Genomic DNA, 25,502 nt, shown 5'->3' on the forward strand with positions numbered 1-25,502 from the left:
CCGAAGCGGGCTCATTCTAAGCGCGGCTGTTAGTCGTCGCCGCCCATGATGCCCATCAGTTGCAGAAGGCTGATGAACAGGTTGTACAGCGAAACGTACAGGCCGATGGTGGCCATGATGTAGTTGCGCTCGCCGCCATGAATGATGGCGCTGGTCTGGTAAAGGATGCAGACCGAGGAGAACAGCACGAAGCCGGCGCTGATCGCCAGTTGCAGGCCGCTGATCTCGAAGAAGAAACCAGCAACCATTGCGCCCAGCAGGACAAAGAAACCAGCGGTAATAAAGCCGCTAAGGAAGCTCATGTCCTTACGCGTAATCAGCACGAACGCTGACAGCCCGAAGAACACCAGAGCGGTCATCGACAGCGCCGATGCAATCAGCTCACCGCCATTGGCGGTGCCCAGGTACATGTTGAGGATCGGCCCCAGCGTGTAACCCATGAAACCGGTCAAGGCGAAGGTAGAGAGCAGACCCCACGCGGAATTGCGAAGTTTGACCGTTAGGAAGAACAGGCCATAGAAACCGACCAGCACCACAAAGATGTTTGGATAGGCCGCGTTGGCTTGCATCGCCATGTAGGCGACAAAGGCGCTGAAGCCCAGTGTGATGGCCAGAAGGCCATAGGTGTTGCGCAGAACGCGGCTGACTTCCTTCTGTTCAACCTGCGTGTGCGTAGATGCGTACTGTTGCCTAAGCATGGCGACACTCCTTCAAATGGATTCAGCCTGGAACAAACTGCCACGGATCATAACAGAGCTTTTGTTTCGTCCTAACAACAGTGTTTGACAGACTGTTTCGTTCGGGTACTATGGCGCCCGCTCTCTGCGGAGGAGTGGCAGAGCGGTTGAATGCAACGGTCTTGAAAACCGTCGAAGGGGAAACTCTTCCGTGAGTTCGAATCTCACCTCCTCCGCCATATCAAAAAAAGGCCCCGAATCTCGGGGCCTTTTTCGTTTCTGCTCACAATCGCTTGACGGACCGAGTGGGTTGCGTCGTTCTCCGCAGACTCTGGTTCAACCATGCCAGACACAGGTTCGCGGCGACCAGACACCCATCGACGTCGGCATGTGTTTCAGTAATGAACCGATGATCTGCGTGCCCGGTGAGTTCGGCATTCGCCTAGAGGACCACTTCTACATGGACGAGAGTGGGCCGCGCTGGTTCACCGAGCCGAGCCACAGCATTGATGACCCCTTCGGCCTCGCTCGTTGAGCGGCCGCGCGGTGCGGCTAACTGCACCGTTAAACAAGAAGCTGACTGTGCTTATTCTCCGGTGCGTGGGTTATCTAGAATCATGGGTCAAGCCTTTCACCCGGATCTCGTCTCATGTCTTCGCGCCGCTTCCCGCTGCTGCTCGTGGGCGCTTTTCTCGCCCTGTATCTGATCTGGGGTTCGACCTATTTCGTGATCAGGGTTGGCGTCCAGTCATGGCCGCCGATGCTGCTGGCCGGGTTGCGCTTTGTCATTGCTGGCAGCCTGATGTTTGCCTGGCTGCGCTGGCGCGGTGTGCCGCTACCCACCGCGCGCGAATGGCGGTCTTGCGCGGTTGTAGGTTTTCTTCTGCTCAGCTGCGGTAACGGTGGTGTCACCATCGCCGAACATCTCGGCGTGGCGTCTGCAGTTGCGGCACTGGCGATTGCTACGGTTCCGCTGTTCGCGTTGCTGTTCGGCTTGATCTGGGGGCAGCGGACGACCGGGTTGGAGTGGGGCGGCATTCTTCTGGGGCTGATCGGCATCGGTTTGCTCAATCTGGGACACAACCTGCAGGCCAGTCCGCTTGGCGCAGTGATAGTGCTAATGGCGGCAGCGAGCTGGGCGTTCGGCTCGATGTGGAGCAGGCATCTCAGTTTGCCGAACGGTGCGATGGCGAGCGCCGCGCAAATGCTGATCGGTGGCGCTGTGTTGCTGTTCGGTAGCGCGGTCAGCGGAGAACGCTTGCAGCAGATGCCGGATATGGCCGGTTGGCTTGCCCTGGTCTACCTCACGTTGCTCGGCTCGATCGTAGCGTTCAGCGCGTATCTCTATCTGCTCAAACATGTAAGGCCAGCGGCGGCAACCAGCTATGCCTACGTGAACCCAGTGGTCGCCGTGCTGCTGGGTATTACCTTTGCCGGTGAGCGAATCGGTGTCGAAGAATGGTTGGCGATGACGGTAATCGTAAGCGCGGTGGTGCTGATCGGACTGCCTCAGTGGCGCCGACCAAAAGTCGCTGTTGCGCCAAGCAATACCTAGATCGCTCGAACCGTCGGCCTTACGGAGGTTGTATGATGACTGCCTCTTGGGCAAGATCAAACTGCTCGCTTGGCGGTCTGAGCCCTTGGCAACCGGGACCCAGCATCCTGCGCTGGGGCTGCCCGGCTTGGCATGGTCATATCCCATTGTTCATCCACGACAGGCGCTCCGATGCCCGCTGCGAAACAACCCGCTTCCAACGACACTCTTTTCATTCTGTCGCTGGTGGTTTTCAACTTCATCTCGTTCATTTCCATTGGTATTCCGCTGGCGTCATTGCCTGGCTATATCCATGAAAACTTGGGATTCAGCACCGCCGTCGCGGGCATCGTGATCGGTGCGCAATACCTCACCACATTATTGTGCCGCCCTTTGGCGGGGCGGCTGGCGGACGAGCGGGGCGCTAAGAAAACCGTTTTGATCGGCATGACGTCTGGGTTGATCAGCGGACTGCTGCTGCTCGCGTCAGCGCTATTGGAAGCCTGGCCGATGGCGAGCATTGCGGTGATGATCGGGAGCCGGTTGATTCTGGGCTTCGCGCAAAGCCTGATCGGCATTTCCGCCATCAGCTGGGGCATCAGCCGGCTGGGTGCAGAAAGCACGGCGCGAATGATTTCCTGGAACGGTGTTGCGGCGTATGGCGGCGTAGGCATCGGCGCGCCGCTAGGCGTGTTTCTGTCGCAGTCATTAGGCTTATGGTCACTGGGTGTGGTGACGATGCTCCTCGCCTCGACCGGCCTGGCACTGGCCTGGCGGCGCGGCGATGCTCCGCTGAATCCCGGCAAGCGGCTGCCGTTCGGCAAAGTGCTGTGGAAGGTTGCACCGCCCGGACTCAGCCTGGCATTGGCGACCATCGGTTACGGCACGCTGACCGCGTTTATCGCGTTGTATTACAACGCGCGCGGCTGGGATGGCGCGGCCTGGTGCCTCACCGCCTTTGCGTTTGCCTTTATCGGGACGCGTTTGTTGTTGCCCAACCTGATCAACCGAGTCGGCGGTTATTCGGTGGCGATGGTATGTCTGGTGGTGGAAATCTTAGGGCTGTTGCTGCTCTGGCTGGCCGAGGCCCCGAGCTTTGCCTTGGCAGGCTCGGCACTGACCGGCTGCGGCTTGTCGCTGCTGTATCCAGCTCTGGGCGTCGGTGTGGTGTCACGCGTAGGAGTCGCTAACCGCAGCTCCGGTCTCAGCGTTTTCGCGATGTTTTTCGACCTGTCGCTGGGTTTGTCCGGTGCCATTATGGGTGCGCTTGCCGCCTATATCGGAATGCAAAGCATCTTCCTGGGAGCGGCCTTCATGGCCGTGGCTGGGCTGTCGATTGTCTGGTTGTTGTTGCGGCAGGAACGTGGCACCGAAGCCTGATCCAGCCATGGCGGGTGGGCCCGCCTGACCGATACCCATGCTGGCTCATTGGCTTTGCGCGCACATGCCGAGATCCAGCGAAGCGCGCCTTGCCAGTGCCGCCGCGCTGGGGCGGTAGTCGCGCTTGCTACGGTGCAGCTGCTTCCAGAGTTCCAGCGGCTGTTTGGTGCTGAGGTCGGATTGCTTGACCAGGTTTTCCAGCGTTTTGTTGCTCATGTGGCCTCCAATGTCTCGGTAGAGTGGTTGGTGGTCCTGAATAAAGTCGCGTCCTTGCGCCAGCCTTCCCGGCTTTCCATGGCTCCGAGACTGCCCTGATTCGGTTACAGGTTGTTGACAACGCATGTCTGTTTAATTGGGCTGACGAGCGGTATTTCCCCGCTACTAAGTTGTCCTCGTATATGTCTGGTGTGGGGCCTTAATTGCTATAGCGCTGCAACTAGGGCGGGAGAGGTGTTTGGCGTTCCGTTGCTATCTAAATGCAATTACCTGCATTCAGGTTTTGCGTTTGTAATAGCGAGTTGAAACGCTAAGCCGCTCATCGAAATAGGGATTTCTCGGTAGAACTTAGGCCCTGGTTCTACCCTCCAAAATAGTGAGGCGACTGCAGAGCGGTCGCTGTTCTCAAGCATCACCAAGTAACTGGAGTAATCTCATGTCGAACGATAAGAGCGGAAATCCGGGTAACTTTTCAAACGATCGCGAGAAGGCCTCAGAAGCCGGGCAGAAAGGCGGCCAGGGCAGCGGCGGTAACTTCGCTAATGACCGCGAAAAAGCCTCTGATACCGGACAGAAAGGTGGCCAGAAGAACAGCGGCGGAAACTTTGCCAACGACCGTGAGAAGGCGTCCGAGGCTGGCCAGAAAGGTGGTCAGAACAGCCACGGAGGTGGCCGTAATTCGTAATACGTTTATGCTTAGTTGCTAACCTTCGCCAATATAAACGGAACTTGCTTTGCAAGTTCCGTTTTTTATTTTTTCGGTTAATGGGCTTGGCGAATCATGTATAAGCGCAAGGCATGACAGTTGTACAGGTTCTGTAAAACTTGTATTGCTGAGTTGTTAATCGTTGCTTCGTTGCCAACATAAAATGCTGCAGTCCATCAAGGCTATAGTTAGCGAAGCGGGTAAGACCCCTGCGGGAGCTTGCCGCATCTTCAGAAAGCTGCGATCAGGAGGAGCACATGAGTGAGGCCAACGACCATGGTTGCCTTGAACAAGTGATCGACGGTGTCGTCGAGTTGGGAGATGACCAGCCCAAGGTATCGGTTGGTGACATTCAGAAGAAAGTCGGCCAGCGCAGCTTCGGGCCCTTCCTGTTCGTTCCTGCAATCATCGAGATCAGTCCGGTCGGAGGCATTCCCGGGGTGCCAAGCATGCTGGCACTGATCGTTGCGCTGTTTGCCTTCCAGCTGCTATTCGGTCGACATCATTTCTGGATGCCCGGGTTTCTAGCGCATCGCTCCGTCAGCGGACAGAAGCTTGAGAAAGGCCTGAATAAAATTCGTCCGGTGGTGCGCTGGCTCGACAAGGTAAGCAATAAGCGGTTGGGCTGGGCCACGAGCAAAGGCTTTCTGCGATTTATCGCAATGCTGTGCATTGTGCTAGCAACCTCGGTGCCACCGCTGGAATTGCTGCCATTTGCCTCGACGGCTCCATTCGCGGCGATTGGTCTGTTCGGCCTTGGCATCACCACCCAGGACGGCGCAGCCATCGTGTTGGGACTGATCCTTGCCGTTGGCGCCTTTGTCTTCGCGGGTATGGGCCTGATTGGGTAATCGGCTCGTCCCCAGGGCACGGTTCTTCATACCTGGCTCAGTCCGACTCGTCGTGTAGACGAGCACTGCCTGGCGGTGCCGCGCCGTGATGGCTCGCATATAGACGTGATAGCGGCGCCGCGGATACGCCATGAATCATGATTGAGGCGAATATCAGCGCGCTTGCCGCATGCCAATAGAGCGGATCGTCAAGCTGGCTGTGAGCGAGCGCGGAATAGTAGATCGCGGCGATACCCAGCGGGCCGAACCAGCCGAGGTAGAGCGAGTCCCGTAAGTTGAGTGAATTGCGCCAGATGGCGGAAAGCAACATCACTACTGGTGGTCGACGCAACAGCAATATCAGCACCGCAAGTGCCACCAGCGGCCACCCCAGCGTGGCCCACTCGCGCAACGGCAGGGCGATACCGAAAATCACAAACATCGGCAGTGTGAAAAGCTTGGCCACCGCCTCCTGGATGTTCTCTTCCTCCTGCTCCTCGTACCTCTCGCTGAAGAGGTTGAACGCCAAGCCTGCCGCGAATACCGCCAGCACGCCATCCGTCGCTAGCAGTTTGGCGAGCCCGAGTGTGAGTAGCGAGAACGCCACGGTGTAACCCAGCAGCGAGGAACTGGCGACCAGCTTCTTGCGCTCGGATAGAGCCAGCAGTTTGGCTGCTGCAAGCCCTACCACTGAACCCAGGAGCGCGGCGCCACCGATGCCGATCAGCACCGACTCGATGAGCCAGCGCGACCAGGCCTGATCTGGCGCATGGCTGAGCATCAGGATCGGTAGCATGACGAAGGCGTAGGCGAGGCCGTCGTTGGCACCAGATTCCGCCGAGAGGGTGTCGCGCAGGCGCAAGGGGAGATGTTCCTTGGCGAACTTGCCCGTCACGATCGAGCTTGCAACAACCGGATCGGTGGGGGTGACTACTGCACCCAGCAGCAAGGCGGCCCATAGCGACAAGCCGAGCAGCCAGCCGGCCAATAACGACGACACCAGCCACATGCCGAGCATGACAAAGGTCAACAGGAGCATGATCGGCTTGAGCATGGCCTTCAGCGCCGCGGGCTGCAGGCGCAGTGCAACGCCCATCAGTCCAATCGCCAGCGTCAGCCGAGCCGCCTGCTCGAGAATGCTGAACGTATCACCCCAGCGTGCAAGGTCGAGCCAACTCAGGCCGTAGGGCCCAACGGCAACGCCGACCAGCACTGCCAGCGCCGGCTCGGATACAGGGCTGCGCTTGATCAGCGCCGACAGCAAGGCAATACAGACGGCAACGCCGCCCATGAGGGCGAGTGCAATGTTCAGCTGGGTCATGAAGGCTCCGTATTCGCGATACCTCCATTGCGAACGGTGCCGGTAACAAAATGTTCCCGCTAGCTGCCGGCGCGTTTCATACAGGCCAGATGGCGGTCGTTGACCCTATTGGCAAACCAGGCAGTCGTCAGGTTGCGAGTGATTTTCGGGCTTTCCAGGCGAATGCCGGGAAGCACGGCGCGGGGAAGGGGCTTTCCGGCGCGTTTTTCGGCTAGTGCGAACACTCGTTCATACAAGATGGTTTTCTCGAATCCGTGTGTGTCGCCGCGTTCAAGGGCGTTGCGGATCGCCGTCTCGCTCATGTCGAGCTTGCCCGCCAGCGAGCGAACCGCACGTTCGGTCTGGCCGGCTTTGCTGCTTCCATGAATGATCAGGTCGCCATCGATGGCCAGCTTGATGCCACTGGCGCGGCTGACTGCAGCCTGAAATGCGGCGTTGCGGCTGGCATACCAGCCGGCGTTGAAGTCTGCGAAGCGGTACAGCGGCTGTGTGTAGCTGGCGGGGTAATCCAACAGATGTGCGATACCGAAGTACATGCCACCGCGGCGCGTGAACACCTCATCTCGAATAGAGCCTTCCCGGCGGTAGGGATAGTCACGTGCGCGGTCTTCAGCGAACGCGATGCTGACTTGCATCGGGCCGCCGGTCTTGACCGGATTCAATGTGCCGAACAATTGCTTGCCGAGCGGCATGATCCCGAGGAAATCGTCAAAGATCGCGCTTAGCTGTTCTTCAGTGCGCACCGCTGCAAGGCGCTGGCTGTATGTCTTGCCGTTGGGTGATTGAACGTCCAGAGCCGCGTCGACAATGAAGCGGGGGACATGCAATCGGGACGCGCGGCGGTAGATCTCTTCACGGGCGATTTTGGCCAGGCCCGGGACCGGTGGCGTCGCCTGGAAAGTGGATTCCTGCACCGTCACGGCCAGGACAGCGCAGAGGTTTTCATTGGTCGGTGGGATCGCCAACGCATCGAAGGCAGCGTAGATGTCGGTAGCCCAGCCCTGGCGATTCGGGATGGTGCTGGGGATCAGCCGAGCGATCTTGGCGCGGACTTCGTCCGGACGAGGCGCTGGGATCTCAGGTTTTTGCGTGCCGCAGCCGGCCAGGCCAGCCAGCAAGGCGCCCGCCGCAGTAATGGCGAGCCGGCGCTTGGCCCAGGTAGAAAGGGTCGAGGTAGGCGCGTGCGAGTCGGCAATCGAGGCCGGCCGCTTGGAGAGCAGAAAAATCATGCGGTCCCGTCTGAATACGTGGTGCAGGTTCGGACAGTAAAACAGACGCAGCCGTTCTGCCGCAGCTGATGCGATTGCTGGTGAACTTGAGTGGTGCGTGCTGTCCGAAACCAGACGAGCCCCCGGCGTGCCGGTGGCGCCAACCTGAGACGAGCACCTTACCTCATGAGCGAATCGCACTTCGACGTTCGGCGACTCGAACGCTACGACAGCACCACCCGTGAATACATGCTGGCCATCATCACAGATGAGGACCACGCCTCCCAGGTTGAACTGGACTGCGGCCAGATCGGCTGGCAATCGACCCTGCGCCATGATCGGTTGCACCGTGACATCGACCCGCAGACGGGCAAGCCACACTACCGATTCGAGGATATCCCGGAGCAAGAGGGTGGTGAGTTCCAGCTGGTAAGCCTCATCGCCGAGGGCGGTCGTGGCGCCGAGTTTTCCGAGCTGGCCATGTTCGGCAAACGCTTGGTGACCTTCGACGACCGCACCGGATTGGTCTGTGAAATACGCGACCAGAATCAGTTGGTGCCCCGAAACATTCTCATGACCGGCAGCGGCGACGAGGCCTTCAAGGGCTTCAAGGCGGAGTGGGCAACGCTCTACAACGATCAGCTGGTCGTCGGGAGCCACGGCAAGAACGCCGCCGAGGAGTGGATAAAGCTGCTTGACCGGCATTACGCCGTGCAGAGCGTGGACTGGTCGGGTCGCTATCAACGCATCCGCGATGCGCTCGGCGTCGGGCCAGACGGCTATGTGATTCATGAGGCGGCTGAATGGCATCCTTTTCGCCGCGAATGGCTGTTCTTTCCGCGCAAAATCTCGACTGAGCCCTTCGACGAGGCAGTAGATGGGCGGGAGCGCGGGGCCAATACATTGATTATTGCCAATGAGGATTTCAGCCAGATCCGAACCCTGGAAGTTGGTCAGCGTATTCCTGAACGGGGCATCTCCTCGTTCAAGATCCTGCCGGGCCATCCCAACGAATGCATTGGCCTGAAAAGCGTCGAAATCGGTGATCGAACCGAGAGCTATCTGTTCTGCTTCAACCTCGACGGGGAGGTGCTTCTGGACGATATCTTCATCGGTGATTACAAATGCGAGGGTCTGGAAATTCTTTGATGACCGTTCTTGTTGCCTAGACGATCATTGCTCGCCATGCCGAAACACAGTGGGTTGCCCAACACTGGCGCGGTTTTCGGCTACGCTGAGGCTCCCTGGTGTCGTTACAGACTCGAACATGCATCAGCACATCCCCGCGCAATCTCGTTCAGCTTCCGGGTCCAGCTTCTGGCGCGACGCGGCGCTGCCGTTCATCGAGTCGCGCAGCGTGGAAGATGGTCGCCGCGTCTGTTATGCACGGCACAGTCACGAAACCTTTTCCATCGGCTTGATCGACCGCGGCGCCAGTGCCTATATCAACGGCGATCATCAGTGCCGCATCGAGGCCGGCACGCTGGTACTGATGAACCCCGGCGACGTGCATGCCTGCAATCCGATCCAGAACCAGCCGTGGGCGTATCGCATGCTCTACGTCGAGACCCGATGGTTGAGCGAACTGCAGGACGGCTTGGGCATGGATGGCATGGATTTTCGCCGCTTCGCCCCGATAATGACCCGCGACCCGCTGCTGCAGGCTGGTTTTCGCCGTTTTCATGCGGTACTCATCGACGACAACGCCGACTTGCTGCAAAAGGAGACGGGCGCCGTAGCGTTCTTCTCCCAGCTGCACGAGCGATTGGGACTCGACGTTGAGGTTCCAGTGAGCGATCTAAAGCTGCAGCGCGCCGCTGAATACATTGCGGACAATTATCAGCGCTCCCTCAAGCTGGACGAGATCAGCCTGATTGCGGGCGTCTCACCGTCGAGTCTCATCCGCGCTTTCAAAAAGCATTTCGGGATGACCCCTCATGCGTATCTGACCAACCGGCGCGTGCAGTTCGCGCGCGCCGAACTGCGGCGCGGCCGGCCTATCTCGGATGTGGCGCTGGCTGCGGGGTTTGCCGACCAGGCGCACCTGCAGCGCGCCTTCAAGCAACTGCTGGCCGCCACGCCCGGGCACTATCGAACAGGGGGCCAAAACGTGCACCACAACATCCGTCAGGTCAGCAGCAAGTAAGTCGCGCAGGCGGTCAGTAGCGCTGCCATCAGCCGATTGAACAGCCGTACTCGTGCGGGCTCGTTAAGGTAATGCCGCAGGAAGGTGCCGGCATACGCCCAGCAGGCTACTGAGGCGTAGCAAATCACGAAATAGACCGCGGCGAATCGCCATACCGAAGGCGCATCGCCGGCCGCAGCGAACAAGCCCATTCCCGCGACCGAAGCCAGCCAGGCCTTGGGATTGAGCCACTGCATTGCTGCGCCATACAGCATGGTCGGCGGCACCACAGGTTTGTCTGCATTCAGACGACCGTCATCCGCCGCCAGCCGAAACGCCATGTACAGCAGAAAAGCCACGCCAGCCAGCCTGATCGATTCCGTCAGCCAGGGCCAATGATCGAGCGCTTGGTTCAGGCCCAGCCCGATCAGCAACAGCAACAGCGTGAAGCCAAGGGTCGCGCCGCTGACGTGGCGCATGGCTGGGCGCAAGCCGAACTGCGCGCCAGCGCTGAGCGCAACGATATTGACCGGGCCGGGTGATATCGAGGACGCCAGCGCGAAGGCGGCCATAGACAGCAAAAGACTCATCGAAAACTCCTGAACGTACGCTTGAACACCAGCGCGACAATAGGAGCGGACACAGCCGTCGTATTGAAGAAAATGCGCGTTGTACGGTTTACCAACGCAACAGCCGTGGGCCGAGTAGGGCGCCGACGGCGGTGGGGATGAGCATGCCAAGCACATACCAGACGGCCCAGAAAGCGACACTCATCTCCGGGCAATGCAGGCTGTAGGCAAGCGTTGCCATCGAGCCGGCCAGCAACCCCCCAGCTGCGCCGGCGAGACGCAGCCGGGTCGGCGCAAAACCACGGATCGCCCAGAACACGCAGGCGAACGTGGGAATCGACAGCAGCGCAATGTTTAGCGGACAGACTCGCCAGGTTTCACCGAATATCAGTGCCCAACGGATGTTGGCCGAGACGCTGAGCAACAGGCCCAACGCTGCCAGCCAAACTGCTATCACCGGCAATGCGACTGTGGCCCAGCCGTTACCAATAGGCGCTCCTGGTCTGGCGAGCCGCGTAGTTACCAGCAAAGCGCCGGCGAGCAGGCTTGCCGGTAGCGCCAGCTTGGCCCAGAACAGCGGTGTCGTCGCGACTTGGCCGATGTCCGGGCGAATACCGAAGACCGTCAGTAACAGCAGCAATGCCAGCACCAGGCCAATGACCAAGGCGGTCCCAAAGCGTCGCGCGACGATCTGCCGATCCACGGGCGGTGCGTGGTTGGCGAGCATGTTGATCAGCTCGTCGGTCTTCATCGATGTCCTCCAATCAGGGCGGCCAGCGCTTTCAGGCCACGGTGAACGCCCACTTTGACCGCTGATGCCGAAAGCCCGGTGCGTCGAGCGGTTTCTTCCACCGAAAGCCCCTGCAATTTGACGTGAAGAATGGGCAAGCGTTGCTTGTCCGGGAGTTGTTCGAGCAGTCGGGCCAGGTCCCGCTGCGCTTGCTGCGCCTGGTGATCTTCGTCGGCCAGCAGCTCTGCCTGGTCGCTCAATGAATCGTTCAAGGCATCGTGCCTTGCATGGGCTCGAAAATGGTCCATCAGTTTGTAACGCGCTATCGCCTGTACCCAGGCGGTCACCGGTTGCTCGCGGCGATAGGTATGCCGGGCGTTGTGCACCGCCAGCAGGGCTTCCTGCAACAGGTCTTCGACCTCGGGCGATTGCAGTCGGCGCCTGAGGAAGCTTCGCAGATGCGCGCCGAGCAGCGTCAAGAATTGCCGATAGGCCTCCTCGTCGCCGTCCAGCCCCAGCAGTAATAGCTGTTGCAGGTGGGCTTCGCGTGCCTTGAGCGCCTCATGACTGGTAGTTCGTTGCATCGGTCGCTCTGGTTACACGGAAGGAAAAAAACGATGCTGTGCGCCCGTTGCATCCAACCCACGACAGGGTGGCGGCGTGCCGCTACGGTAGGACGAGATGGAAGAAATCTCAAAAATATATTTCTTGCTCCCGCTGTAACCGAGCGACCGAACAGGGCGAATTACTGGTCGAGCTGCCAGTAAACCACTGTCAGCCACACAGCCTGGAGAAACATCAAATGAATAATCTCGCCCTTGCTGCAGCAGCCGTTGCCCTTGCATCCATCGCCGCCGGCGCCACGGCTGCTGAAAAAACCGAAGGCGCCATGGAGAAATGCTACGGCGTCGCGCTCGCCGGCCAAAACGATTGTAAAGCTGGTGCCGGCACCAGCTGCGCCGGCACCTCGAAAGTGGATTACCAGGGCAATGCCTGGAAAAAAGTACCGGCCGGTACTTGCACTGAAATCAAGACGCCCGAAGGCATGGGCTCGCTGACGCCGATCGAGTCCTGACAGGAGCCGCCGCATGAGCATGTCAGTTCTGGGAGCAGGTCTTAGCTTGAAGCCCGAGCATTACGAGCCGGCGTACGACTGTGCCGCGCCGGGCCTCTGGTTCGAAGTGCATCCGGAAAACTACATGCTCGGCGGCGGCCCCCGTCTGGCCTGGCTGGACGCCATCGGCGAGCGTCATCCGCTTTCGTTGCATGGCGTATCGCTGTCACTGGCTGCCGATTGCCCGCCGGACGAATCCCATCTGCAAGGCCTCAGGTCATTGATCGAGCGGGTTCGGCCGGCACTGGTTTCCGAACACCTGGCCTGGTCTGCCTGGCGAGGTCAGTACAACCCCGACCTGTTGCCTTTTCCGCGAACCGAGGCGGCTCTGGCTCGAATCGTCGATAACATCCAGCGCACCCAGGAGGTGCTGGGTCGGCAGATCGCAGTGGAAAACCCCAGCCACTACCTGCGCCTCGAGGGACATGAGTGGGATGAAATCGAGTTTCTGGCTGAGCTGGCCCGTCGCAGCGGCTGCGGCCTGTTGCTGGACGTCAATAACGTACACGTCAGCGCTCACAATCTCGGCTTCGATGCTGCTGCATATATCGATCGTTTTCCCGCTGAAGCTGTACTGGAGGTGCATCTGGCCGGGCATAGGCAGGACAGCTCCGCGCATTCAGGACTGTTGATCGATTCGCACGACGCGCCGATAGCGGCCGCCGTCTGGTCGCTCTATGACCGATTAATCGAGCGTATCGGCACACGACCCACATTGATCGAACGTGATGACCAGCTGCCAACCTTCGCCGAGCTGCTGATCGAGCGCGACCATGCGCAGCGGCTGCTTGAGAAAAGGGGGCGACATGACGCTCACGCTCGCTGATTTTCAGGATGGCTTGGCTGAAGCGCTATGGACCGACGAACCCATGGGCCCTGGTCCTTCTGCTGCCAATCCCCCCACTGATTGGCTGGCGAGGCTGGCGGCGCAACCAGGGTTCGCGGTCTACCGCAACACCGTGCTGAAGGGGTGCGTCGATGCGCTGCGGGCGAACTTCCCGACGGTCGAACGACTGGTGGGTGCCGAGTGGATGAGTGCGGCAGCGCGCGTGTTTGCACAGCAGTGCCCTCCGACCCAACCGCAGTTGGTTCGCTATGGCGAGCGCTTTGCAGACTTTCTTGAACGATTCGAACCTGCCCGCGACTTGCCTTACCTCGCCGAGGTCGCGCGCCTCGATCAGCTGTGGCTTTTAGCCTTTGCCGCTCCGGAACACCCCCGCCTTGAATTGCATACGCTGAGTTCGATGGCGCCGGCGCAACTCGCCGAACTGCGTCTGCGACCCAGCGCAGCGGCGCACTGGCACTGGTCCGGTATGCCGGCCTTCACCCTGTGGCGTTGCAACCGCGAACGCGCCGAGCTGCCCGATCCGCTGCTCTGGCAGGGCGAGGGCACATTGCTCTGCAGGCGAGACAACCGGGTCGTCTGGCAGCCCCTGAGTCTTGGCGGTTGCGCCTTTCTCGACGCCTGTGCCGATGGCCATACCCTTGCCAGCGCATCGGATCTCGCGCTCGAGTCCCAGCCCGCGCTGGATTTCAACGCTTTGCTGGCGGGTCTGTTTGCAGCCCAGCTCTTCCCCGCCGAGTGATAACCCACTGGAGTAACCGACATGCACACCTTGCACAGGAACCCAGCGAGCCCGACATCGAGCCCGTTGCAGCACTGGAATCGACTCGCCTTATGGCTGCAGCACCACGTCAGCGAGTCGACGTTGAGCCTGGTGGCGCGGCTGGCCATCGCCGCGGTGTTCTTCTATTCGGGGCGAACCAAGGTCAGCGGATTTCTCACGATCAAACCCAGCACCTTCAACCTGTTTGAAACCGAGTACGCGCTTCCGCTGTTGTCGCCTCAGCTGGCAGCGCATCTGGCCACTTATGCCGAGCATCTGTTCCCGCTTCTGCTGGTAATCGGGCTCTTAACGCGGCTATCAGCCTTGGCCCTGCTGGGCATGACGCTGGTGATCCAGCTTTTCGTATACCCCGATGCCTGGCCCACGCACCTGACCTGGATCGGGCTGATGGTGCTTGTTATCGGACGCGGTGCGGGGCAGTGGTCAGCAGACCGGATGTTGGGCATTCGCTGAGGCGGCGTGGTTGAACGGTCGCTTTAGCGTTGCAGGCTAAACTCAACGCTGCCTGTGCAGTCCAAGCGGCTGTCTCCAAACCGGAGTCGCCGCGCCTTTCTGCGCATCAATCACGGAGATTCGATGGCCTCTATCGACTTGCTGATCAGCGACTGTGACGGCGTCATCGTCGACAGCGAAATCATCAGCCACCGCGTGCTCTTCGAAGCGCTGAGCCTGCATGTTCCGGCCGAGCAACTGCATGCCGCTTTGGAGGGCACTTTCGGTCTGACCGTCCCTAGCATCATCGATCTGATCGAAAAGCGCTTCGGCCTGGCCATGCCGGAAACCTTCGATGCCGATCTGCGTCGGCAGAGCGAGAAGGTCGTGGCGGAAGAAGTGCAGGCAATTCCCGGCGTGCGCGAGGCGCTGCTGGCGATCAAGCTGCCGTTGGCGGTGGCGTCGAACAGCCGTTTACATAATGTTGAATCATCCTTGCAGCGTGCGGGCCTGGTCGAGCGGGTGGCTGGCAACATCTTCTGTGCTGAAATGGTTCGCTCGCCCAAACCGGCGCCCGACGTCTATCTGCTGGCGGCCGAACGCATGGGCGTCGCGCCTGGCCATTGTCTTGTCGTCGAAGACAGCCCTACCGGCGTGCTGGCGGCACGAACAGCCGGGATGCAGGTAATCGGCTTCACCGGTGCCAGCCATATCCCCGCCGGGCATGACCAGGCGCTGCGGGAGTTGGGCGTGGCCGCCGTGATCAATGACATGCGTGACCTGCCAGCGGCAGTCGAGGCATTGGCCCGCTAACAACTGTTGAACGAGACTGCACGAAGAAACCGCGGATCCCACGCAACGGTCCTTCAGTACGCTTGTCTGTACTGAAACGAATGGAGTGTGAGTACCAAATGGTCGAGCGTTGGAAGTGGTTTGTAATCCGCATCAGTAAGCGACCCTGGTTCCGGGCCAGCCTGTATTCGGTGTTGGGAATAGCCACTGCACTGGTAGCACTGGTGGTGGCTCCCTACATCCCGGATGATCTATCAACGAAGATTGGTTCCGATGCCGTCGACAACATCCTGGGTGTACTGGCGTCCAGCATGCTGGCGGTCACCACCTTTTCCCTAAGCATCATGGTGGCGGCTTATGGCTCAGCGACGAACAATGTCACGCCACGTGCCATTTCTCTGCTGGTAGAGGACCCCACGACGCAGAACACGCTCTCCACTTTTATTGGTTCATTCATTTTCAGTCTGGTCGGCATCATCGCCTTGAGCACCGGCCTATACGGTGATAACGGCCGCGTGGTGCTGTTCGCCGCGACGATCGTCGTGGTCGCCCTGGTGCTTTACGCGCTGTTGCGTTGGATCGATCAGTTATCCGGGCTTGGCCGAGTCGCCGAAACGACGGCCCGAGTCGAGAAGGCCGCCACCCAGGCGCTGTGCCAGCGGATGGAACAGCCGTTTCTGGGCGGTCGCCCACTAGACGTCGATCCCAAAGCCCTGCCGGGCGCACGCCCGTTGTTCTCGAACAAGATCGGCTTCGTCCAGCATATCGACATGCCTGCGCTGGGCGAGCTGACCGAGACGGAGGGTTGTGCGGTCTACATCTGTGTACTTCCGGGCATCTTTGTGGAGCCCTCGCAGCCAATCGCCTGGTCGGTGGGGATCGATAAAGACTGCGACGATGCGCTGCGCGATGCGTTTGTGATCGGCGCGCAGCGGACCTTCGACCGAGACCCCCGCTACGGCGTCATAGTGATGGCCGAGGTCGCCTCGCGTGCACTGTCGCCTGGAATCAACGATCAAGGCACCGCCGTTGATGTGATTGGCCGAGGCGTTCGCGTACTGTCGCACCTGTCCAGGCCGACGCCGCCGGAAGACCCGAAGTTCGACCGGGTATTCGCGCCGGGGCTGACCGTAGCGGACATGCTCGACGATTTCTTTACGCCTATTGCGCGTGACGGTGCGGCGGTTGTCGAAGTCGGAATTCGCTTGCAGCAGGCATTTGCATCGCTTGCGCGACTTGGCGACGCGGCTATGACGCTTGCAGCGAACCATCATGCCCGGTTGTCGCTCAAACGCGCAGAGGCAGGGTTGTCGCTGCCTGATGACTATCAACGGGTTCGACAGGCAGCGCAGGAGATAGGGCTGCTAGACGTTTCGAGCTAGCGGGGTTACCGACTATCGGAGCGATCGCTCCAGTGAGTGCTGTGTGTAAAACCTTACTTTTCCTTTACGCCCGCTACACACCTAGCTGACTGTCTTACGCGTAAAGTCTGCTTCAGGCTGACGGAACAGCCAGCTCCCTTGGGTGGGTTTGCCGCAGCCCGGCTGTCAGCTTAGAGTCAGCCATTGTGCATGCGGCAACCCGCTGCTTTTTTTGACCAGGATCGGCTGTGGCGCGAGACCGGTCGTTTTTAACCCCATTTTTTCATCGTGGAGAGACCCGTCACTATGATTCTTCGTAGAAACTTCCTGGCTGCCGTGGCCGGCGTGGCGTTGTTTGGACAGACGCTCATTGCCCACGCTGACCTGCCGGACTTCACACCTCTGGTCGAGGATGCTTCGCCCGCAGTGGTGAACATCAGCACCAAGCAGAAGCAGCCGATGCGCGGCAACGCGCAGGCACAGATGCCTGATCTTGAGGGCATCCCGCCTATGTTCCGCGAGTTTTTCGAGCGTGGGATGCCTCAGCAACCCGAGCGTCGTCGTGAAGCTCAATCGCTGGGTTCGGGCTTCATCATTTCCGAAGACGGCTATGTTCTGACCAACAACCACGTTGTAGCCGACGCGGACGAGATCATGGTTCGCCTGCCGGATCGCAGCGAGATGCAAGCCAAGCTGGTGGGTGCTGACCCGCGCAGCGACGTGGCCTTGCTGAAAATCGAAGGTGACGGCCTGCCGACCGTCAAGATTGGAAGCTCCGAAGAGCTGAAAGCAGGGGAGTGGGTGGTCGCGATTGGCTCGCCCTTCGGGTTCGACCATACGGTGACTGCTGGCGTGGTCAGCGCCAAAGGTCGCAGCCTGCCGAACGAGAGCTACGTGCCTTTCATCCAGACCGACGTGGCAATCAACCCAGGTAACTCCGGCGGCCCGCTGTTCAACCTTGAAGGCGAAGTTGTAGGCATCAACTCGCAGATCTTCACCCGTTCCGGTGGGTTCATGGGGCTGTCGTTTGCGATCCCGATCGATGTTGCCATGGACGTGGCCAATCAGCTGCGCGATGACGGCAAGGTCAGTCGCGGTTGGCTTGGCGTAGTCATCCAGGAAGTGAACAAGGATCTGGCCGAGTCGTTCGGGCTTGATCGTCCCGCTGGTGCGCTCGTTGCGCAGGTGATGGATGGTGGACCTGCAGCGAAGGGCGGACTGAAAGTAGGCGACGTGATCCTGAGCGTCGACGGCAAGTCGATCGATATGTCCGGTGATCTGCCGCATCTGGTTGGCGCGATGAAACCCGGTAGCAAAGCCAAGCTGGAAGTGGTGCGTGATGGCCAGCGCAAGACGTTGAACATCAGCATCGGTGCGCTGCCGGAAGACGGTGACGTCGTGGCTTTGGCCGATGGCTCGGGTGCCAACACGCAGAGCGCCAATCGCCTCGGCGTTTCGGTCGCCGAACTGACCGATGCGCAGCGTCAGGCGCTGGAGATCTCCGGCGGCGTGGTGATCCGCGACATCAGCCAGGGCCCGGCAGCGATGATCGGCCTGCGCCCGGGTGACGTCATTACGCACCTGAACAACGAAGCGATCGATTCGGTCAAGCAGTTCACTAAGGTGGTCAAGGATCTGCCGAAGAACCGCTCTGTTTCGATGCGGGTACTGCGTGAAGGTCGCGCCAGTTTCATCACCTTCAAGCTGCCCAAGTAAGCGGTCATCAAGCAAGACAAGAAGGCCCGCCATGTGCGGGCCTTCTTGCATTAGAGAGGGATATCAGGGAGTGCAAGGCCAAGCTTCGCGGCGTTGGTCGCGAACTCCCCGGCCCGGTAGTGGCTCCATATGGTTTGAACCACGCTCTGGAGGTTTCCATGAATCCGTCCCTGACGCTGGGATTATTGCTAGTACCTGCGGTGGCCATGGCCGAGCCGCTGCATCTTGAACGTGAGCTGAATGACTTGCGTGTCGATGTCGAGGTCAGTGAGCTGGAGACAGATCCCGGCCCCGGAATCGAGTCCGGGCTAGTTCAGGTTCTGATCACCAATCACGAGCGCTTCAAAGTCGCGTGCCAGCTCCATCCCGGAGAAACCGAAGCCTCGCCTGGCCTGGATAGCACGCCCATCACCATCATCGCGCCGGAAGGGCGCCGTGCGCTCACGATGAGCGGCGAATACGGTGATTCAACATTGAATGCCTTGCTGACCTGCATCCGAGACGAATGACGTCGGGCACTCCAGCTGGGGTACTGCATGCCAGGGCACGCCCAGGGGGTAGATGGAACCTGTTTGGCACCCGGCATTCCAATTCAATGCGCGCCATCTACCGATCGCTTAAGCTAGCGCGCTGCGCGCCACGCTGTACCCGTTTCGGCAGAATATTTCGCGGCTGATCCGTCTAGGCGTCAAAGGACACGATATTTTGAATCACGCACCGGGAGCCAAATCGGGACGGTCGGTACCGTTGCGCAGCCGTCTGTTGACCATCGCACTGGCGGGAATTCTGCCGCTGGCCCTGGTCGCAGGGCTGGGTATGCTCTCGATCGTCTCCGAACAGACAGAGCTGGCCAAGCAGCGCAGCCTTGAAGCGACACGCCTTGCCGCGACCGCCGTGGAAGTAGAGCTGAGCCGGTCGCTCAACGTGCTCCAGGCACTGTCGCAGTCGCCCTTACTGGATAACGGCGATATTGATGGCTTCGCCGATATGGTTCGCCGCGTGTTGCCCTCGGTCCCCAGCTGGTATGCCTTGCTGATCCTGAGTCCGGAAGGCGAGGTGTTAAGGCGAGTATCGCTGCACAATCCTCCAGCTTCCAAAACTATGGCCGAGCGGCGCAGCTTTACCGAGCTGATTCGAACGGGCAAACCGCAGGTCGGGAGCATGAGCCGGGGACCCGGCGGTATCTGGGGTGTCCCTCTGCGAGTGCCGGTCCAGCAAGGCGATGTGGTTCAGTACGTATTGACCGCGGTGCTCAGTCCACAAGCGGTCGCCGATGTGATTGCAAACCGCAGGCTGCCGACCGGTTGGGTCAACACCGTACTGGATTCCAACGGAACGCGTATCGCGCGATCACTGCATCACGAGCAGACGCTGGGCATGCCGGCTTCGGCTACGCTAGCGGCCATGCTGCAGGATAATTCCAGCGAAGAGGGCATCGGCCTCTCTACGACCATGGAAGGCAATTCGGTCTATACCTCGTTCGTGAGATTGCAGCCGTCCGGCTGGGTGGTGGCGACCGGGGTGCCCACCCAGGCTGTCGAAGCCGGGGCGACGCGGGCCTACACGCTTTACGGTGGTGGACTTCTGCTGTCGCTAGTGTTTGCGGTGGCCGCAGCACTGTTCGCAACTCGGCGAATCAACGTCCCGATGAGGCATTTGCGGCGCGCGGCTCAGGCTATCGGCCAGGGGCAGGCATTTCAGGCGCCCAAGAGCGAGATCGAAGAAATCCGTGAGGTCGGTCGGGCGCTGGAAAGCGCCGCGCAGGCGCGTCTGTCGAGCGAGGCCGAGCGGGACAACATGCTTTCGCGGCTGGAGATAGCGCAGCAGGATCTGACGCAGCAGGTCAGCGACCTGGAGTTGCTACAGGACCTGAGTAATCGCCTGCTGCAGATGCCCGCGCTCGACGATCAGTTGCAGGCCATTCTCGATGCGCTTTGCACTCTTCACGGCGCCTCGCACGGGCTAGTGATGCTCAGCGATGGCTCGTCGCCGCTGCGCATCCATGCTTCGACGGGGTTTTCTGATGACTCGCTGACATTCATGGATAACCTTGAGCCCGGCTCAAGTCCCTGTGGCATGGCGGTAAAGGATGGGACACGCGTGACCCTGGCCAGTACCGAGACCGAGCCACGCTTCGGCGATCTGGTAGCCATTTCGCGCAGCGAAGGCTTCCGCTCGGTGCACAGCACACCCATTCGGCACAGCGACAACAGTGTGCTCGGAACGATCACGGTGCACGGCCCAGCTCCTCGGCTACCCACCGCACGGGAGATTCGTCTGGCCGATCTCGCAGCCGGGATCGCCGCGGTGTTCATTGACCGGGCGCGGGCGCAGACCAAGGCGGGCATGTTCGAGCAGCGCCTGCAGGTCGCGCTCAACTCCTCCACCGTGCCCTTCGCAATCCTGTATCCCCAGCGGAACCCGGCGGGCGAGGTGGATGATTTCCGCTTCGACTTCATCAACCTTACCGGCGCAACCAGCTTGCGCGGAACAGTCGCCGAACTGACTGGGCGGCGGCTACGCGAGGTGCTTGGCGATGCTGCGAATCCGCAAGCCTTGGAAACTTTGTTGGAGGTGGCACGGTTTCAGCAGCCGTGCGATCTGGAACTCCGTAGCACGGCGTTCGAAAACGAGCGCTGGGTGCGGGTGATCGCGACGCCGTTCGAGCAGCGCCTGGCCGTGTGGTTCGCTGACGTATCCCAGGCCAAGCAGCATGAGCAGGAGATCCGTGAATCTGCGCAGCGCAAGGATGAATTCCTTGCAACCTTAGCCCATGAGCTGCGCAACCCACTGGCGCCGATTCGCCTGGCTGCCGGGATTTTCGGTTCAGCAGCGGCAAGCGATGCGCAGAAGATCCGCAGCCAGCAGATCATCGAACGGCAGGTACGGCACATGGCGCTGCTGCTCGACGACCTGTTCGACATTTCCCGTATCACGCTTGGCAAGCTGGCCCTGCGAAAGGAGCAGCTGGATCTGCGGAATGTCATCGAGGCGGCTGTCGAGACGGCGCGAGAGAAGATTGAAGCGAAGCAACATGAGCTGATAGTGACGCTGCCGGCCACGCCCATCCTGCTGGACGCCGATCCGCTTCGTCTCGAGCAGATTCTGACCAACCTGCTCAACAATGCCGCGAAATTCACCCCCAATGGTGGTTGCATTCGCATCACGGCAGCTCGGGACGGCGAAACCGCCAAGGTCTCGGTCATTGATAACGGGGTGGGTATTGCGCGTGAAAATCTCAGGTTGATATTCGAACGGTTCGCTCAGGTGCCGGTCGCCGGATCGCACATCAACTCCGGCCTCGGCATCGGCCTGGCATTGGCCAAAGGCTTGGCGAAGCTGCACGGAGCAGACCTTCGGGTGCGCAGCGAAGGGCTGGGTCACGGCTCGGAGTTCATCCTGACCCTGCCGGTGCTGCCTGCCAGTAGCATAGGCACGGACGATGACGTCAGCGAAAGCATCACCCTGAACAAAAGGCTCGTTCTTGTCGCGGACGACAACCGGGACATTGCCGAGACCATGGCCGAGATCTTGCGGCTGGAAGGGCACGAGGTACACCTGGCGTTTGATGGCATCGAAGCCTTCGAGCGTTACCTGCAGCTCAAACCGGAGGTGGTTGTGCTGGACATTGGCATGCCCGGCCAGCGGGGTGACGAAGTGGCGCGGGCGATCCGTGCTCATCCAGGCGGCGCCAGTGTGCGATTGATCGCCATCACCGGGTGGGGCCAGCCGAGCGATCGTGAGCAGGCTCTAGCCGCAGGCTTCGATATTCATATGACCAAGCCAGTCGACCTGCGTCGGTTGATCGCCGTAGTCGGCGGTTGAGGTTAGGCGATGTTGGGGTAGGCTAGCTTCTGTCTCGCTACTGCGCTAGAAAAGAGCATCCGCTTGCGACTCGCATGGACATTGAGCTGTGGCGGTGCAGTATCCAGTCCTGGCATAGGGCTGGCTGCAGCCGTGGCGTACCAGTGCTGAGTGGCGCGCATTGTGCTTGTGACAAGACTGCCGTGAGCAAGTGTTCATGGCTTTGAAGTGATATCGGGAGAGACTGCAACGGTTTGGCCGTGTGCAGCGCCGAAGGAGCAACCGCCCCGGAAACTCTCAGGCAAAAGGACCGTTATCACGGGTGAACTCTGAAGAGCCGTCGGGCCATCGTCGCCCGTCGCACCGAAGGAGCAAGCGAGCGGTGCTCGTGAAACTCTCAGGTCCAGAACAGAGGGGGCGCCTGATCCGCATAGTGTGGACGGGCTCTGACCCCTTGACGTTCTGGAGCTGTAAGCATGAAAACGATCGCTGTCATTGGTGGCGGTATCACCGGCATCACTACGGCCTACGCGCTGGCCAAGCGCGGTTTCGCCGTCACGCTGTTGGAAAAGCATCGCTACGCGGCGATGGAAACCTCGTTCGCCAACGGCGGCCAATTGTCCGCCTCCAACGCCGAGGTCTGGAATCACTGGTCAACCATCCTCAAGGGCATCAAGTGGATGCTCAAGAGCGACGCGCCTCTGCTGGTCAACCCCAAACCGAGCTGGCACAAGCTGTCCTGGTTCGCCGAGTTCATCGGCTCTATTCCGCAATACCGCCAGAACACCATCGAAACGGCTCGCATGGCTATTGCCGCTCGCGAGCACCTGTTCGCCTGGGCCGAGGAAGAGGGCATCGATTTCGACCTGAAACAGGCCGGCATCCTGCACATCTACCGTGACAAGGCCGGCTACGACCATGCCGGCCAGGTATCCAGCTTATTGGCGCAAGGCGGGCTACCGCGGCGTAGCGTGACACCCGACGAGATGCGGGCTATCGAGCCGACGCTGGCAGGGAAATACTACGGTGGCTATTACACCGAGTGCGATTCCACTGGCGACATTCACATGTTCACCAACGGCCTCGCAGCGGCGGCCATACGCTTGGGTGTCGAATGCCGTTACGGTCAGGAAGTGAAAGGCGTGTCGACTAACGGCAGCCAAGCAAGGGTGACGCTCGCTACACCGGGTGGAGACGAAACCGAAATCTTCGATGGCGTGGTGGTATGCGCCGGAACCGCCAGCCGCGCGCTGGCTGCGCAACTCGGCGATCGGGTGAACATTTACCCGGTCAAGGGCTATTCGATCACGGTGAACCTCAACGACGAGACCAGCCGCGCCTCGGCGCCTACCGTTAGCTTGCTGGATGACGAAACCAAGCTGGTCACCAGTCGCCTGGGCGACAGCCGCCTGCGGGTAGCCGGCACCGCCGAGTTCAACGGCTATAACCGTGACATTCGCGCGGATCGGATCCGTCCGCTGGTGGAGTGGGTAGCCGAGTGCTTCCCAGGGGTCAGTACCCAGAGTGTGGTCCCCTGGGCCGGCCTTCGACCGATGATGCCGAACATGATGCCCAAGGTCGGCCGCGGCAGTTCACCCTGTGTGTTCTACAACACCGGTCATGGCCACCTGGGCTGGACGCTGTGCGCCATCACCGCCGACATGCTGGGTGACGTGGTGAGCGATTCGATGGGCAGCGCCTCATCGACGACCGCGGCTAGCGGCCAGCCCGCCCACGCCTGAAGCGTATGACGGCTGTTGCGCTGGCTGCAGCCGTCATCGGTGCGAGTAGCGTCTGCTTGTGGAGCGGCTGCGGAACAGGCTGCTCTCTATTCAACCCTGCAGTGAGCGGCTGTGCTCAGTCGTCACGGGTCAGCACTTCCAACAGCTCGATCTCGAACAGCAGGTTCGAGTTCGGCGCGATGTGTTCACCTACCTGCCGTTCGCCATAGGCGAGGTGGGCGGGGACGAAAAGCCTGCGTTTGCCGCCGACTTTCATGCCTATCAACCCCTGGTCCCAGCCCTTGATCACCCGGCCGGTGCCGATCACGCACTGGAATGGCTTGCCGCGATCATAGGACGAGTCGAAGACGCGGCCGTCTTCGAGTTGGCCGTGGTACTGCGTGGTGATCAGGGCGCCTTTGACCACGGCCTTGCCGTCGCCAAGCTGGATGTCTTCGATCCTAAGTTCGTTGCTCATCGTGTCTCTCGTGATGTCTTGTTGTGTGCGTTGCTAGACCAGCACCTGGCGCGTGCTGGCAATAAGTTGATGCACCTGCTTTTCCACGTCTGGCGCGGTGGGCGTTTCCGGGCCGCGGCCGCGCGGGCAGGGCAGGCTGGCTGTGGTGCCGAACAGTCGACAAATCAGCGGTCGCTGCGCATAGGCCTCGCAGCCGTTCGGCCCCAGGTGCACGCAATTCCAGTGGGCGAGGGCGGCGTCGTGCTCAGCAACGCTCTTGTGCGGCAAGCGGGCCATTTCTTCCGAAGAAGCGGTGACCGGGCCACAACAATCGTGACAGCCGGGTTCGCAGACGAAGCCAGGAATCTGGCGGCGCAGGTGATCGATTTTGCGGTTGGTACAGGTCATGCGCGGCATTTCGATCAGGGGGCCGGCATGGTACTCGCCTGAGCGATAAATGCCTGCCCCTCGGCGTGCTTTTATCGCGCCTCGATGATGTCGTCCCAGTCGTGATGCTTTTTCACGTACGCCGCAACGAACTCGCACACCGGCACGATGCGCTTGCCACTCTGACGGGTGTCATCAAGCGATTCGCGGATCAACTTGCTGCCCATGCCCTGACCCTCCAGGCTTGAGTCGACCTCGGTATGGCTGAATACCCGGCGATCGCCATCGTCTTCATAGCTGGCGACGCCTAGCGCCTCGCCGTCAACGGCCAGGACATAGCATTGCCGGGACTCGTCGTGACGCACGACTGCGTTGTTGTCGTTCATTGAATTGAATCTCCGGTTGGTCTGGCCGCGGTTAGGCGGCAGGGCTGTTCAGGTGTTGAGCGCTAGCGCTCGTCGACCAGGCGCTTGCCCAGGTCGGTGCCGTGTGCCAAGGCTTCGTCATAGCTGCTGAAATGCTGTGTCTGGTCGACGCTTACCGGGACGACGATTTCCAGATCTTTCACCACTTCAGCGCCTACGGCCCACAACGTCTCGCCAAAGGTTTCGTACTCATACCCGGTGAGGTGCACGATTACGTCGTGATCGCGGTAGACCAGCCGATGGCTGTGCGGAATCTGATGGTTGCTGCCGCTGGGTATATGGGCAGGGGCTTCGAAGTACGGCTCTTCGGCGTCCGGTTTGACTGCCTTGGTCATCGCTGGGCCTCCCTTAGGGGTTGTGTAGCTTGGG

27 protein-coding genes, 1 tRNA gene, 1 pseudogene and 2 riboswitches are annotated in these 25,502 nt (G+C 60.4%); of the genes and pseudogenes, 18 read left to right on the plus strand and 11 right to left on the minus strand.

Annotated elements, in window-relative coordinates:
- Positions 1–29: 29 nt before the first annotated feature.
- Positions 30–698: a Bax inhibitor-1/YccA family protein gene (locus ACSSNI_RS04820; protein ID WP_159967959.1), complete on the minus strand. Its 669-nt coding sequence runs from the start codon at positions 696–698 to the stop codon at positions 30–32.
- Between the two features lie 128 nt (positions 699–826).
- On the opposite strand from ACSSNI_RS04820, the gene ACSSNI_RS04825 reads away from it, so the two are divergent.
- The 4 genes and pseudogenes from ACSSNI_RS04825 (at position 827) to ACSSNI_RS04840 (ending at position 3,591) form a co-directional block, all read left to right on the plus strand.
- Positions 827–916 (plus strand) — tRNA-Ser (locus ACSSNI_RS04825).
- A 116-nt stretch (positions 917–1,032) separates the two neighbouring features.
- Positions 1,033–1,212 (plus strand): annotated as a pseudogene (locus tag ACSSNI_RS04830) (M24 family metallopeptidase); the annotation flags it as partial.
- A gap of 114 nt (positions 1,213–1,326) precedes the next feature.
- Positions 1,327–2,232, plus strand: a complete 906-nt coding sequence (yedA, locus tag ACSSNI_RS04835) for a drug/metabolite exporter YedA (RefSeq protein WP_200639505.1) — start codon at positions 1,327–1,329, stop codon at positions 2,230–2,232.
- A 171-nt stretch (positions 2,233–2,403) separates the two neighbouring features.
- On the plus strand, positions 2,404–3,591 hold the full coding sequence (locus tag ACSSNI_RS04840; RefSeq protein ID WP_200639506.1) for an MFS transporter: 1,188 nt from the start codon (positions 2,404–2,406) through the stop codon (positions 3,589–3,591).
- Positions 3,592–3,636: 45 nt separating this feature from the next.
- On the opposite strand, the gene ACSSNI_RS04845 is transcribed toward ACSSNI_RS04840, so the two are convergent.
- Positions 3,637–3,807 (minus strand): hypothetical protein, encoded by a 171-nt coding sequence (locus ACSSNI_RS04845; protein WP_200639507.1) that lies wholly within the window; start codon positions 3,805–3,807, stop codon positions 3,637–3,639.
- A 436-nt stretch (positions 3,808–4,243) separates the two neighbouring features.
- Here ACSSNI_RS04845 and ACSSNI_RS04850 point away from each other — a divergent pair, with 436 nt between their 5' ends.
- Together ACSSNI_RS04850 and ACSSNI_RS04855 are read left to right on the plus strand one after the other, a co-directional pair.
- Positions 4,244–4,492, plus strand: coding sequence for a con-10 family general stress protein (locus ACSSNI_RS04850; protein WP_200639508.1), 249 nt, complete (start codon positions 4,244–4,246; stop codon positions 4,490–4,492).
- A 278-nt stretch (positions 4,493–4,770) separates the two neighbouring features.
- The gene (locus tag ACSSNI_RS04855; RefSeq protein WP_200639509.1) at positions 4,771–5,364 is read left to right on the plus strand and encodes an exopolysaccharide biosynthesis protein; all 594 of its coding nucleotides are present in this window, start codon (positions 4,771–4,773) and stop codon (positions 5,362–5,364) included.
- Positions 5,365–5,401: 37 nt separating this feature from the next.
- On the opposite strand, the gene ACSSNI_RS04860 is transcribed toward ACSSNI_RS04855, so the two are convergent.
- Positions 5,402–6,664, minus strand: coding sequence for a cation:proton antiporter domain-containing protein (locus tag ACSSNI_RS04860; protein WP_200639510.1), 1,263 nt, complete (start codon positions 6,662–6,664; stop codon positions 5,402–5,404).
- A 59-nt stretch (positions 6,665–6,723) separates the two neighbouring features.
- Entirely contained in the window at positions 6,724–7,893 is a 1,170-nt protein-coding gene (locus ACSSNI_RS04865; RefSeq protein WP_234484561.1) for a DUF1615 domain-containing protein, read from the minus strand.
- 165 nt (positions 7,894–8,058) lie between these two features.
- Here ACSSNI_RS04865 and ACSSNI_RS04870 point away from each other — a divergent pair, with 165 nt between their 5' ends.
- Both ACSSNI_RS04870 and ACSSNI_RS04875 read left to right on the plus strand, forming a co-directional pair.
- On the plus strand, positions 8,059–9,021 hold the full coding sequence (locus ACSSNI_RS04870; protein ID WP_200639511.1) for a hypothetical protein: 963 nt from the start codon (positions 8,059–8,061) through the stop codon (positions 9,019–9,021).
- Between the two features lie 118 nt (positions 9,022–9,139).
- Complete coding sequence (locus tag ACSSNI_RS04875) at positions 9,140–10,018, plus strand: AraC family transcriptional regulator (RefSeq protein ID WP_200639512.1); 879 nt, start codon at positions 9,140–9,142, stop codon at positions 10,016–10,018.
- Here ACSSNI_RS04875 and ACSSNI_RS04880 read toward each other — a convergent pair.
- The 3 genes from ACSSNI_RS04880 to ACSSNI_RS04890 form a co-directional block, all read right to left on the minus strand.
- Positions 10,000–10,587, minus strand: a complete 588-nt coding sequence (locus ACSSNI_RS04880; RefSeq protein WP_200639513.1) for a LysE family translocator — start codon at positions 10,585–10,587, stop codon at positions 10,000–10,002. The two genes, ACSSNI_RS04875 and ACSSNI_RS04880, sit on opposite strands and share 19 nt — an antisense overlap.
- A gap of 88 nt (positions 10,588–10,675) precedes the next feature.
- Entirely contained in the window at positions 10,676–11,317 is a 642-nt protein-coding gene (locus tag ACSSNI_RS04885) for a DUF1109 domain-containing protein (RefSeq protein WP_200639514.1), read from the minus strand.
- The gene (locus ACSSNI_RS04890; protein WP_200639515.1) at positions 11,314–11,880 is read right to left on the minus strand and encodes a sigma-70 family RNA polymerase sigma factor; all 567 of its coding nucleotides are present in this window, start codon (positions 11,878–11,880) and stop codon (positions 11,314–11,316) included. The genes ACSSNI_RS04885 and ACSSNI_RS04890 overlap by 4 nt, the downstream gene beginning before the upstream one ends.
- 218 nt (positions 11,881–12,098) lie before the next feature.
- Between ACSSNI_RS04890 and ACSSNI_RS04895 the strand changes: the two genes are divergently transcribed.
- From ACSSNI_RS04895 to ACSSNI_RS04940, 10 genes are all read left to right on the plus strand, one after another.
- Positions 12,099–12,371 (plus strand): BufA1 family periplasmic bufferin-type metallophore, encoded by a 273-nt coding sequence (locus ACSSNI_RS04895; protein WP_102836367.1) that lies wholly within the window; start codon positions 12,099–12,101, stop codon positions 12,369–12,371.
- Positions 12,372–12,390: 19 nt separating this feature from the next.
- Positions 12,391–13,236, plus strand: coding sequence for an MNIO family bufferin maturase (bufB, locus tag ACSSNI_RS04900; protein WP_418952679.1), 846 nt, complete (start codon positions 12,391–12,393; stop codon positions 13,234–13,236).
- On the plus strand, positions 13,217–13,996 hold the full coding sequence (locus tag ACSSNI_RS04905; protein WP_448258977.1) for an HvfC/BufC family peptide modification chaperone: 780 nt from the start codon (positions 13,217–13,219) through the stop codon (positions 13,994–13,996). Before bufB ends, ACSSNI_RS04905 begins: the two co-directional genes overlap by 20 nt.
- 21 nt (positions 13,997–14,017) lie before the next feature.
- Positions 14,018–14,491, plus strand: coding sequence for a DoxX family protein (locus ACSSNI_RS04910; RefSeq protein WP_200639518.1), 474 nt, complete (start codon positions 14,018–14,020; stop codon positions 14,489–14,491).
- Positions 14,492–14,614: 123 nt separating this feature from the next.
- On the plus strand, positions 14,615–15,283 hold the full coding sequence (locus tag ACSSNI_RS04915) for an HAD family hydrolase (RefSeq protein WP_200639519.1): 669 nt from the start codon (positions 14,615–14,617) through the stop codon (positions 15,281–15,283).
- A 98-nt stretch (positions 15,284–15,381) separates the two neighbouring features.
- A complete protein-coding gene (locus ACSSNI_RS04920; RefSeq protein ID WP_200639520.1) occupies positions 15,382–16,644 on the plus strand; it encodes a DUF2254 domain-containing protein in 1,263 nt (420 codons plus the stop codon).
- 285 nt (positions 16,645–16,929) lie between these two features.
- A complete protein-coding gene (locus ACSSNI_RS04925) occupies positions 16,930–18,339 on the plus strand; it encodes a DegQ family serine endoprotease (protein WP_200639521.1) in 1,410 nt (469 codons plus the stop codon).
- Positions 18,340–18,497: 158 nt separating this feature from the next.
- Entirely contained in the window at positions 18,498–18,848 is a 351-nt protein-coding gene (locus tag ACSSNI_RS04930) for a hypothetical protein (protein WP_102836373.1), read from the plus strand.
- 196 nt (positions 18,849–19,044) lie between these two features.
- Entirely contained in the window at positions 19,045–22,164 is a 3,120-nt protein-coding gene (locus tag ACSSNI_RS04935; protein WP_200639522.1) for a hybrid sensor histidine kinase/response regulator, read from the plus strand.
- 204 nt (positions 22,165–22,368) lie between these two features.
- Positions 22,369–22,466, plus strand: a riboswitch (glycine riboswitch).
- Positions 22,467–22,470: 4 nt separating this feature from the next.
- Positions 22,471–22,557: riboswitch (glycine riboswitch) on the plus strand.
- 62 nt (positions 22,558–22,619) lie between these two features.
- Positions 22,620–23,885 (plus strand): D-amino acid dehydrogenase, encoded by a 1,266-nt coding sequence (locus tag ACSSNI_RS04940; protein ID WP_200639523.1) that lies wholly within the window; start codon positions 22,620–22,622, stop codon positions 23,883–23,885.
- 115 nt (positions 23,886–24,000) lie between these two features.
- On the opposite strand, the gene ACSSNI_RS04945 is transcribed toward ACSSNI_RS04940, so the two are convergent.
- The 4 genes from ACSSNI_RS04945 to ACSSNI_RS04960 all read right to left on the minus strand — a co-directional run bounded on the left by ACSSNI_RS04945 (position 24,001) and on the right by ACSSNI_RS04960 (position 25,468).
- A complete protein-coding gene (locus ACSSNI_RS04945) occupies positions 24,001–24,342 on the minus strand; it encodes an FKBP-type peptidyl-prolyl cis-trans isomerase (RefSeq protein WP_200639524.1) in 342 nt (113 codons plus the stop codon).
- Positions 24,343–24,375: 33 nt separating this feature from the next.
- Positions 24,376–24,729: a YkgJ family cysteine cluster protein gene (locus ACSSNI_RS04950; RefSeq protein ID WP_200639525.1), complete on the minus strand. Its 354-nt coding sequence runs from the start codon at positions 24,727–24,729 to the stop codon at positions 24,376–24,378.
- Between the two features lie 71 nt (positions 24,730–24,800).
- On the minus strand, positions 24,801–25,136 hold the full coding sequence (locus ACSSNI_RS04955; RefSeq protein ID WP_267908334.1) for a GNAT family N-acetyltransferase: 336 nt from the start codon (positions 25,134–25,136) through the stop codon (positions 24,801–24,803).
- Positions 25,137–25,156: 20 nt separating this feature from the next.
- Entirely contained in the window at positions 25,157–25,468 is a 312-nt protein-coding gene (locus ACSSNI_RS04960; protein ID WP_200639527.1) for a hypothetical protein, read from the minus strand.
- Positions 25,469–25,502 lie beyond the last annotated feature (34 nt).

The sequence above is a fragment of the Stutzerimonas tianxiuensis genome (assembly GCF_053470365.1).

Excerpts from the sequence above, each read along its gene's own strand:
- ACSSNI_RS04820 (WP_159967959.1), bottom strand. The coding sequence starts at position 698 with ATGCTTAGGCAACAGTACGCATCTACGCACACGCAGGTTGAACAGAAG.
- yedA (WP_200639505.1), top strand. The coding sequence starts at position 1,327 with ATGTCTTCGCGCCGCTTCCCGCTGCTGCTCGTGGGCGCTTTTCTCGCC.
- ACSSNI_RS04840 (WP_200639506.1), top strand. The coding sequence starts at position 2,404 with ATGCCCGCTGCGAAACAACCCGCTTCCAACGACACTCTTTTCATTCTG.
- ACSSNI_RS04845 (WP_200639507.1), bottom strand. The coding sequence starts at position 3,807 with ATGAGCAACAAAACGCTGGAAAACCTGGTCAAGCAATCCGACCTCAGC.
- ACSSNI_RS04850 (WP_200639508.1), top strand. The coding sequence starts at position 4,244 with ATGTCGAACGATAAGAGCGGAAATCCGGGTAACTTTTCAAACGATCGC.
- ACSSNI_RS04855 (WP_200639509.1), top strand. The coding sequence starts at position 4,771 with ATGAGTGAGGCCAACGACCATGGTTGCCTTGAACAAGTGATCGACGGT.
- ACSSNI_RS04860 (WP_200639510.1), bottom strand. The coding sequence starts at position 6,664 with ATGACCCAGCTGAACATTGCACTCGCCCTCATGGGCGGCGTTGCCGTC.
- ACSSNI_RS04865 (WP_234484561.1), bottom strand. The coding sequence starts at position 7,893 with ATGATTTTTCTGCTCTCCAAGCGGCCGGCCTCGATTGCCGACTCGCAC.
- ACSSNI_RS04870 (WP_200639511.1), top strand. The coding sequence starts at position 8,059 with ATGAGCGAATCGCACTTCGACGTTCGGCGACTCGAACGCTACGACAGC.
- ACSSNI_RS04875 (WP_200639512.1), top strand. The coding sequence starts at position 9,140 with ATGCATCAGCACATCCCCGCGCAATCTCGTTCAGCTTCCGGGTCCAGC.
- ACSSNI_RS04880 (WP_200639513.1), bottom strand. The coding sequence starts at position 10,587 with ATGAGTCTTTTGCTGTCTATGGCCGCCTTCGCGCTGGCGTCCTCGATA.
- ACSSNI_RS04885 (WP_200639514.1), bottom strand. The coding sequence starts at position 11,317 with ATGAAGACCGACGAGCTGATCAACATGCTCGCCAACCACGCACCGCCC.
- ACSSNI_RS04890 (WP_200639515.1), bottom strand. The coding sequence starts at position 11,880 with ATGCAACGAACTACCAGTCATGAGGCGCTCAAGGCACGCGAAGCCCAC.
- ACSSNI_RS04895 (WP_102836367.1), top strand. The coding sequence starts at position 12,099 with ATGAATAATCTCGCCCTTGCTGCAGCAGCCGTTGCCCTTGCATCCATC.
- bufB (WP_418952679.1), top strand. The coding sequence starts at position 12,391 with ATGTCAGTTCTGGGAGCAGGTCTTAGCTTGAAGCCCGAGCATTACGAG.
- ACSSNI_RS04905 (WP_448258977.1), top strand. The coding sequence starts at position 13,217 with ATGACGCTCACGCTCGCTGATTTTCAGGATGGCTTGGCTGAAGCGCTA.
- ACSSNI_RS04910 (WP_200639518.1), top strand. The coding sequence starts at position 14,018 with ATGCACACCTTGCACAGGAACCCAGCGAGCCCGACATCGAGCCCGTTG.
- ACSSNI_RS04915 (WP_200639519.1), top strand. The coding sequence starts at position 14,615 with ATGGCCTCTATCGACTTGCTGATCAGCGACTGTGACGGCGTCATCGTC.
- ACSSNI_RS04920 (WP_200639520.1), top strand. The coding sequence starts at position 15,382 with ATGGTCGAGCGTTGGAAGTGGTTTGTAATCCGCATCAGTAAGCGACCC.
- ACSSNI_RS04925 (WP_200639521.1), top strand. The coding sequence starts at position 16,930 with ATGATTCTTCGTAGAAACTTCCTGGCTGCCGTGGCCGGCGTGGCGTTG.
- ACSSNI_RS04930 (WP_102836373.1), top strand. The coding sequence starts at position 18,498 with ATGAATCCGTCCCTGACGCTGGGATTATTGCTAGTACCTGCGGTGGCC.
- ACSSNI_RS04940 (WP_200639523.1), top strand. The coding sequence starts at position 22,620 with ATGAAAACGATCGCTGTCATTGGTGGCGGTATCACCGGCATCACTACG.
- ACSSNI_RS04945 (WP_200639524.1), bottom strand. The coding sequence starts at position 24,342 with ATGAGCAACGAACTTAGGATCGAAGACATCCAGCTTGGCGACGGCAAG.
- ACSSNI_RS04950 (WP_200639525.1), bottom strand. The coding sequence starts at position 24,729 with ATGACCTGTACCAACCGCAAAATCGATCACCTGCGCCGCCAGATTCCT.
- ACSSNI_RS04960 (WP_200639527.1), bottom strand. The coding sequence starts at position 25,468 with ATGACCAAGGCAGTCAAACCGGACGCCGAAGAGCCGTACTTCGAAGCC.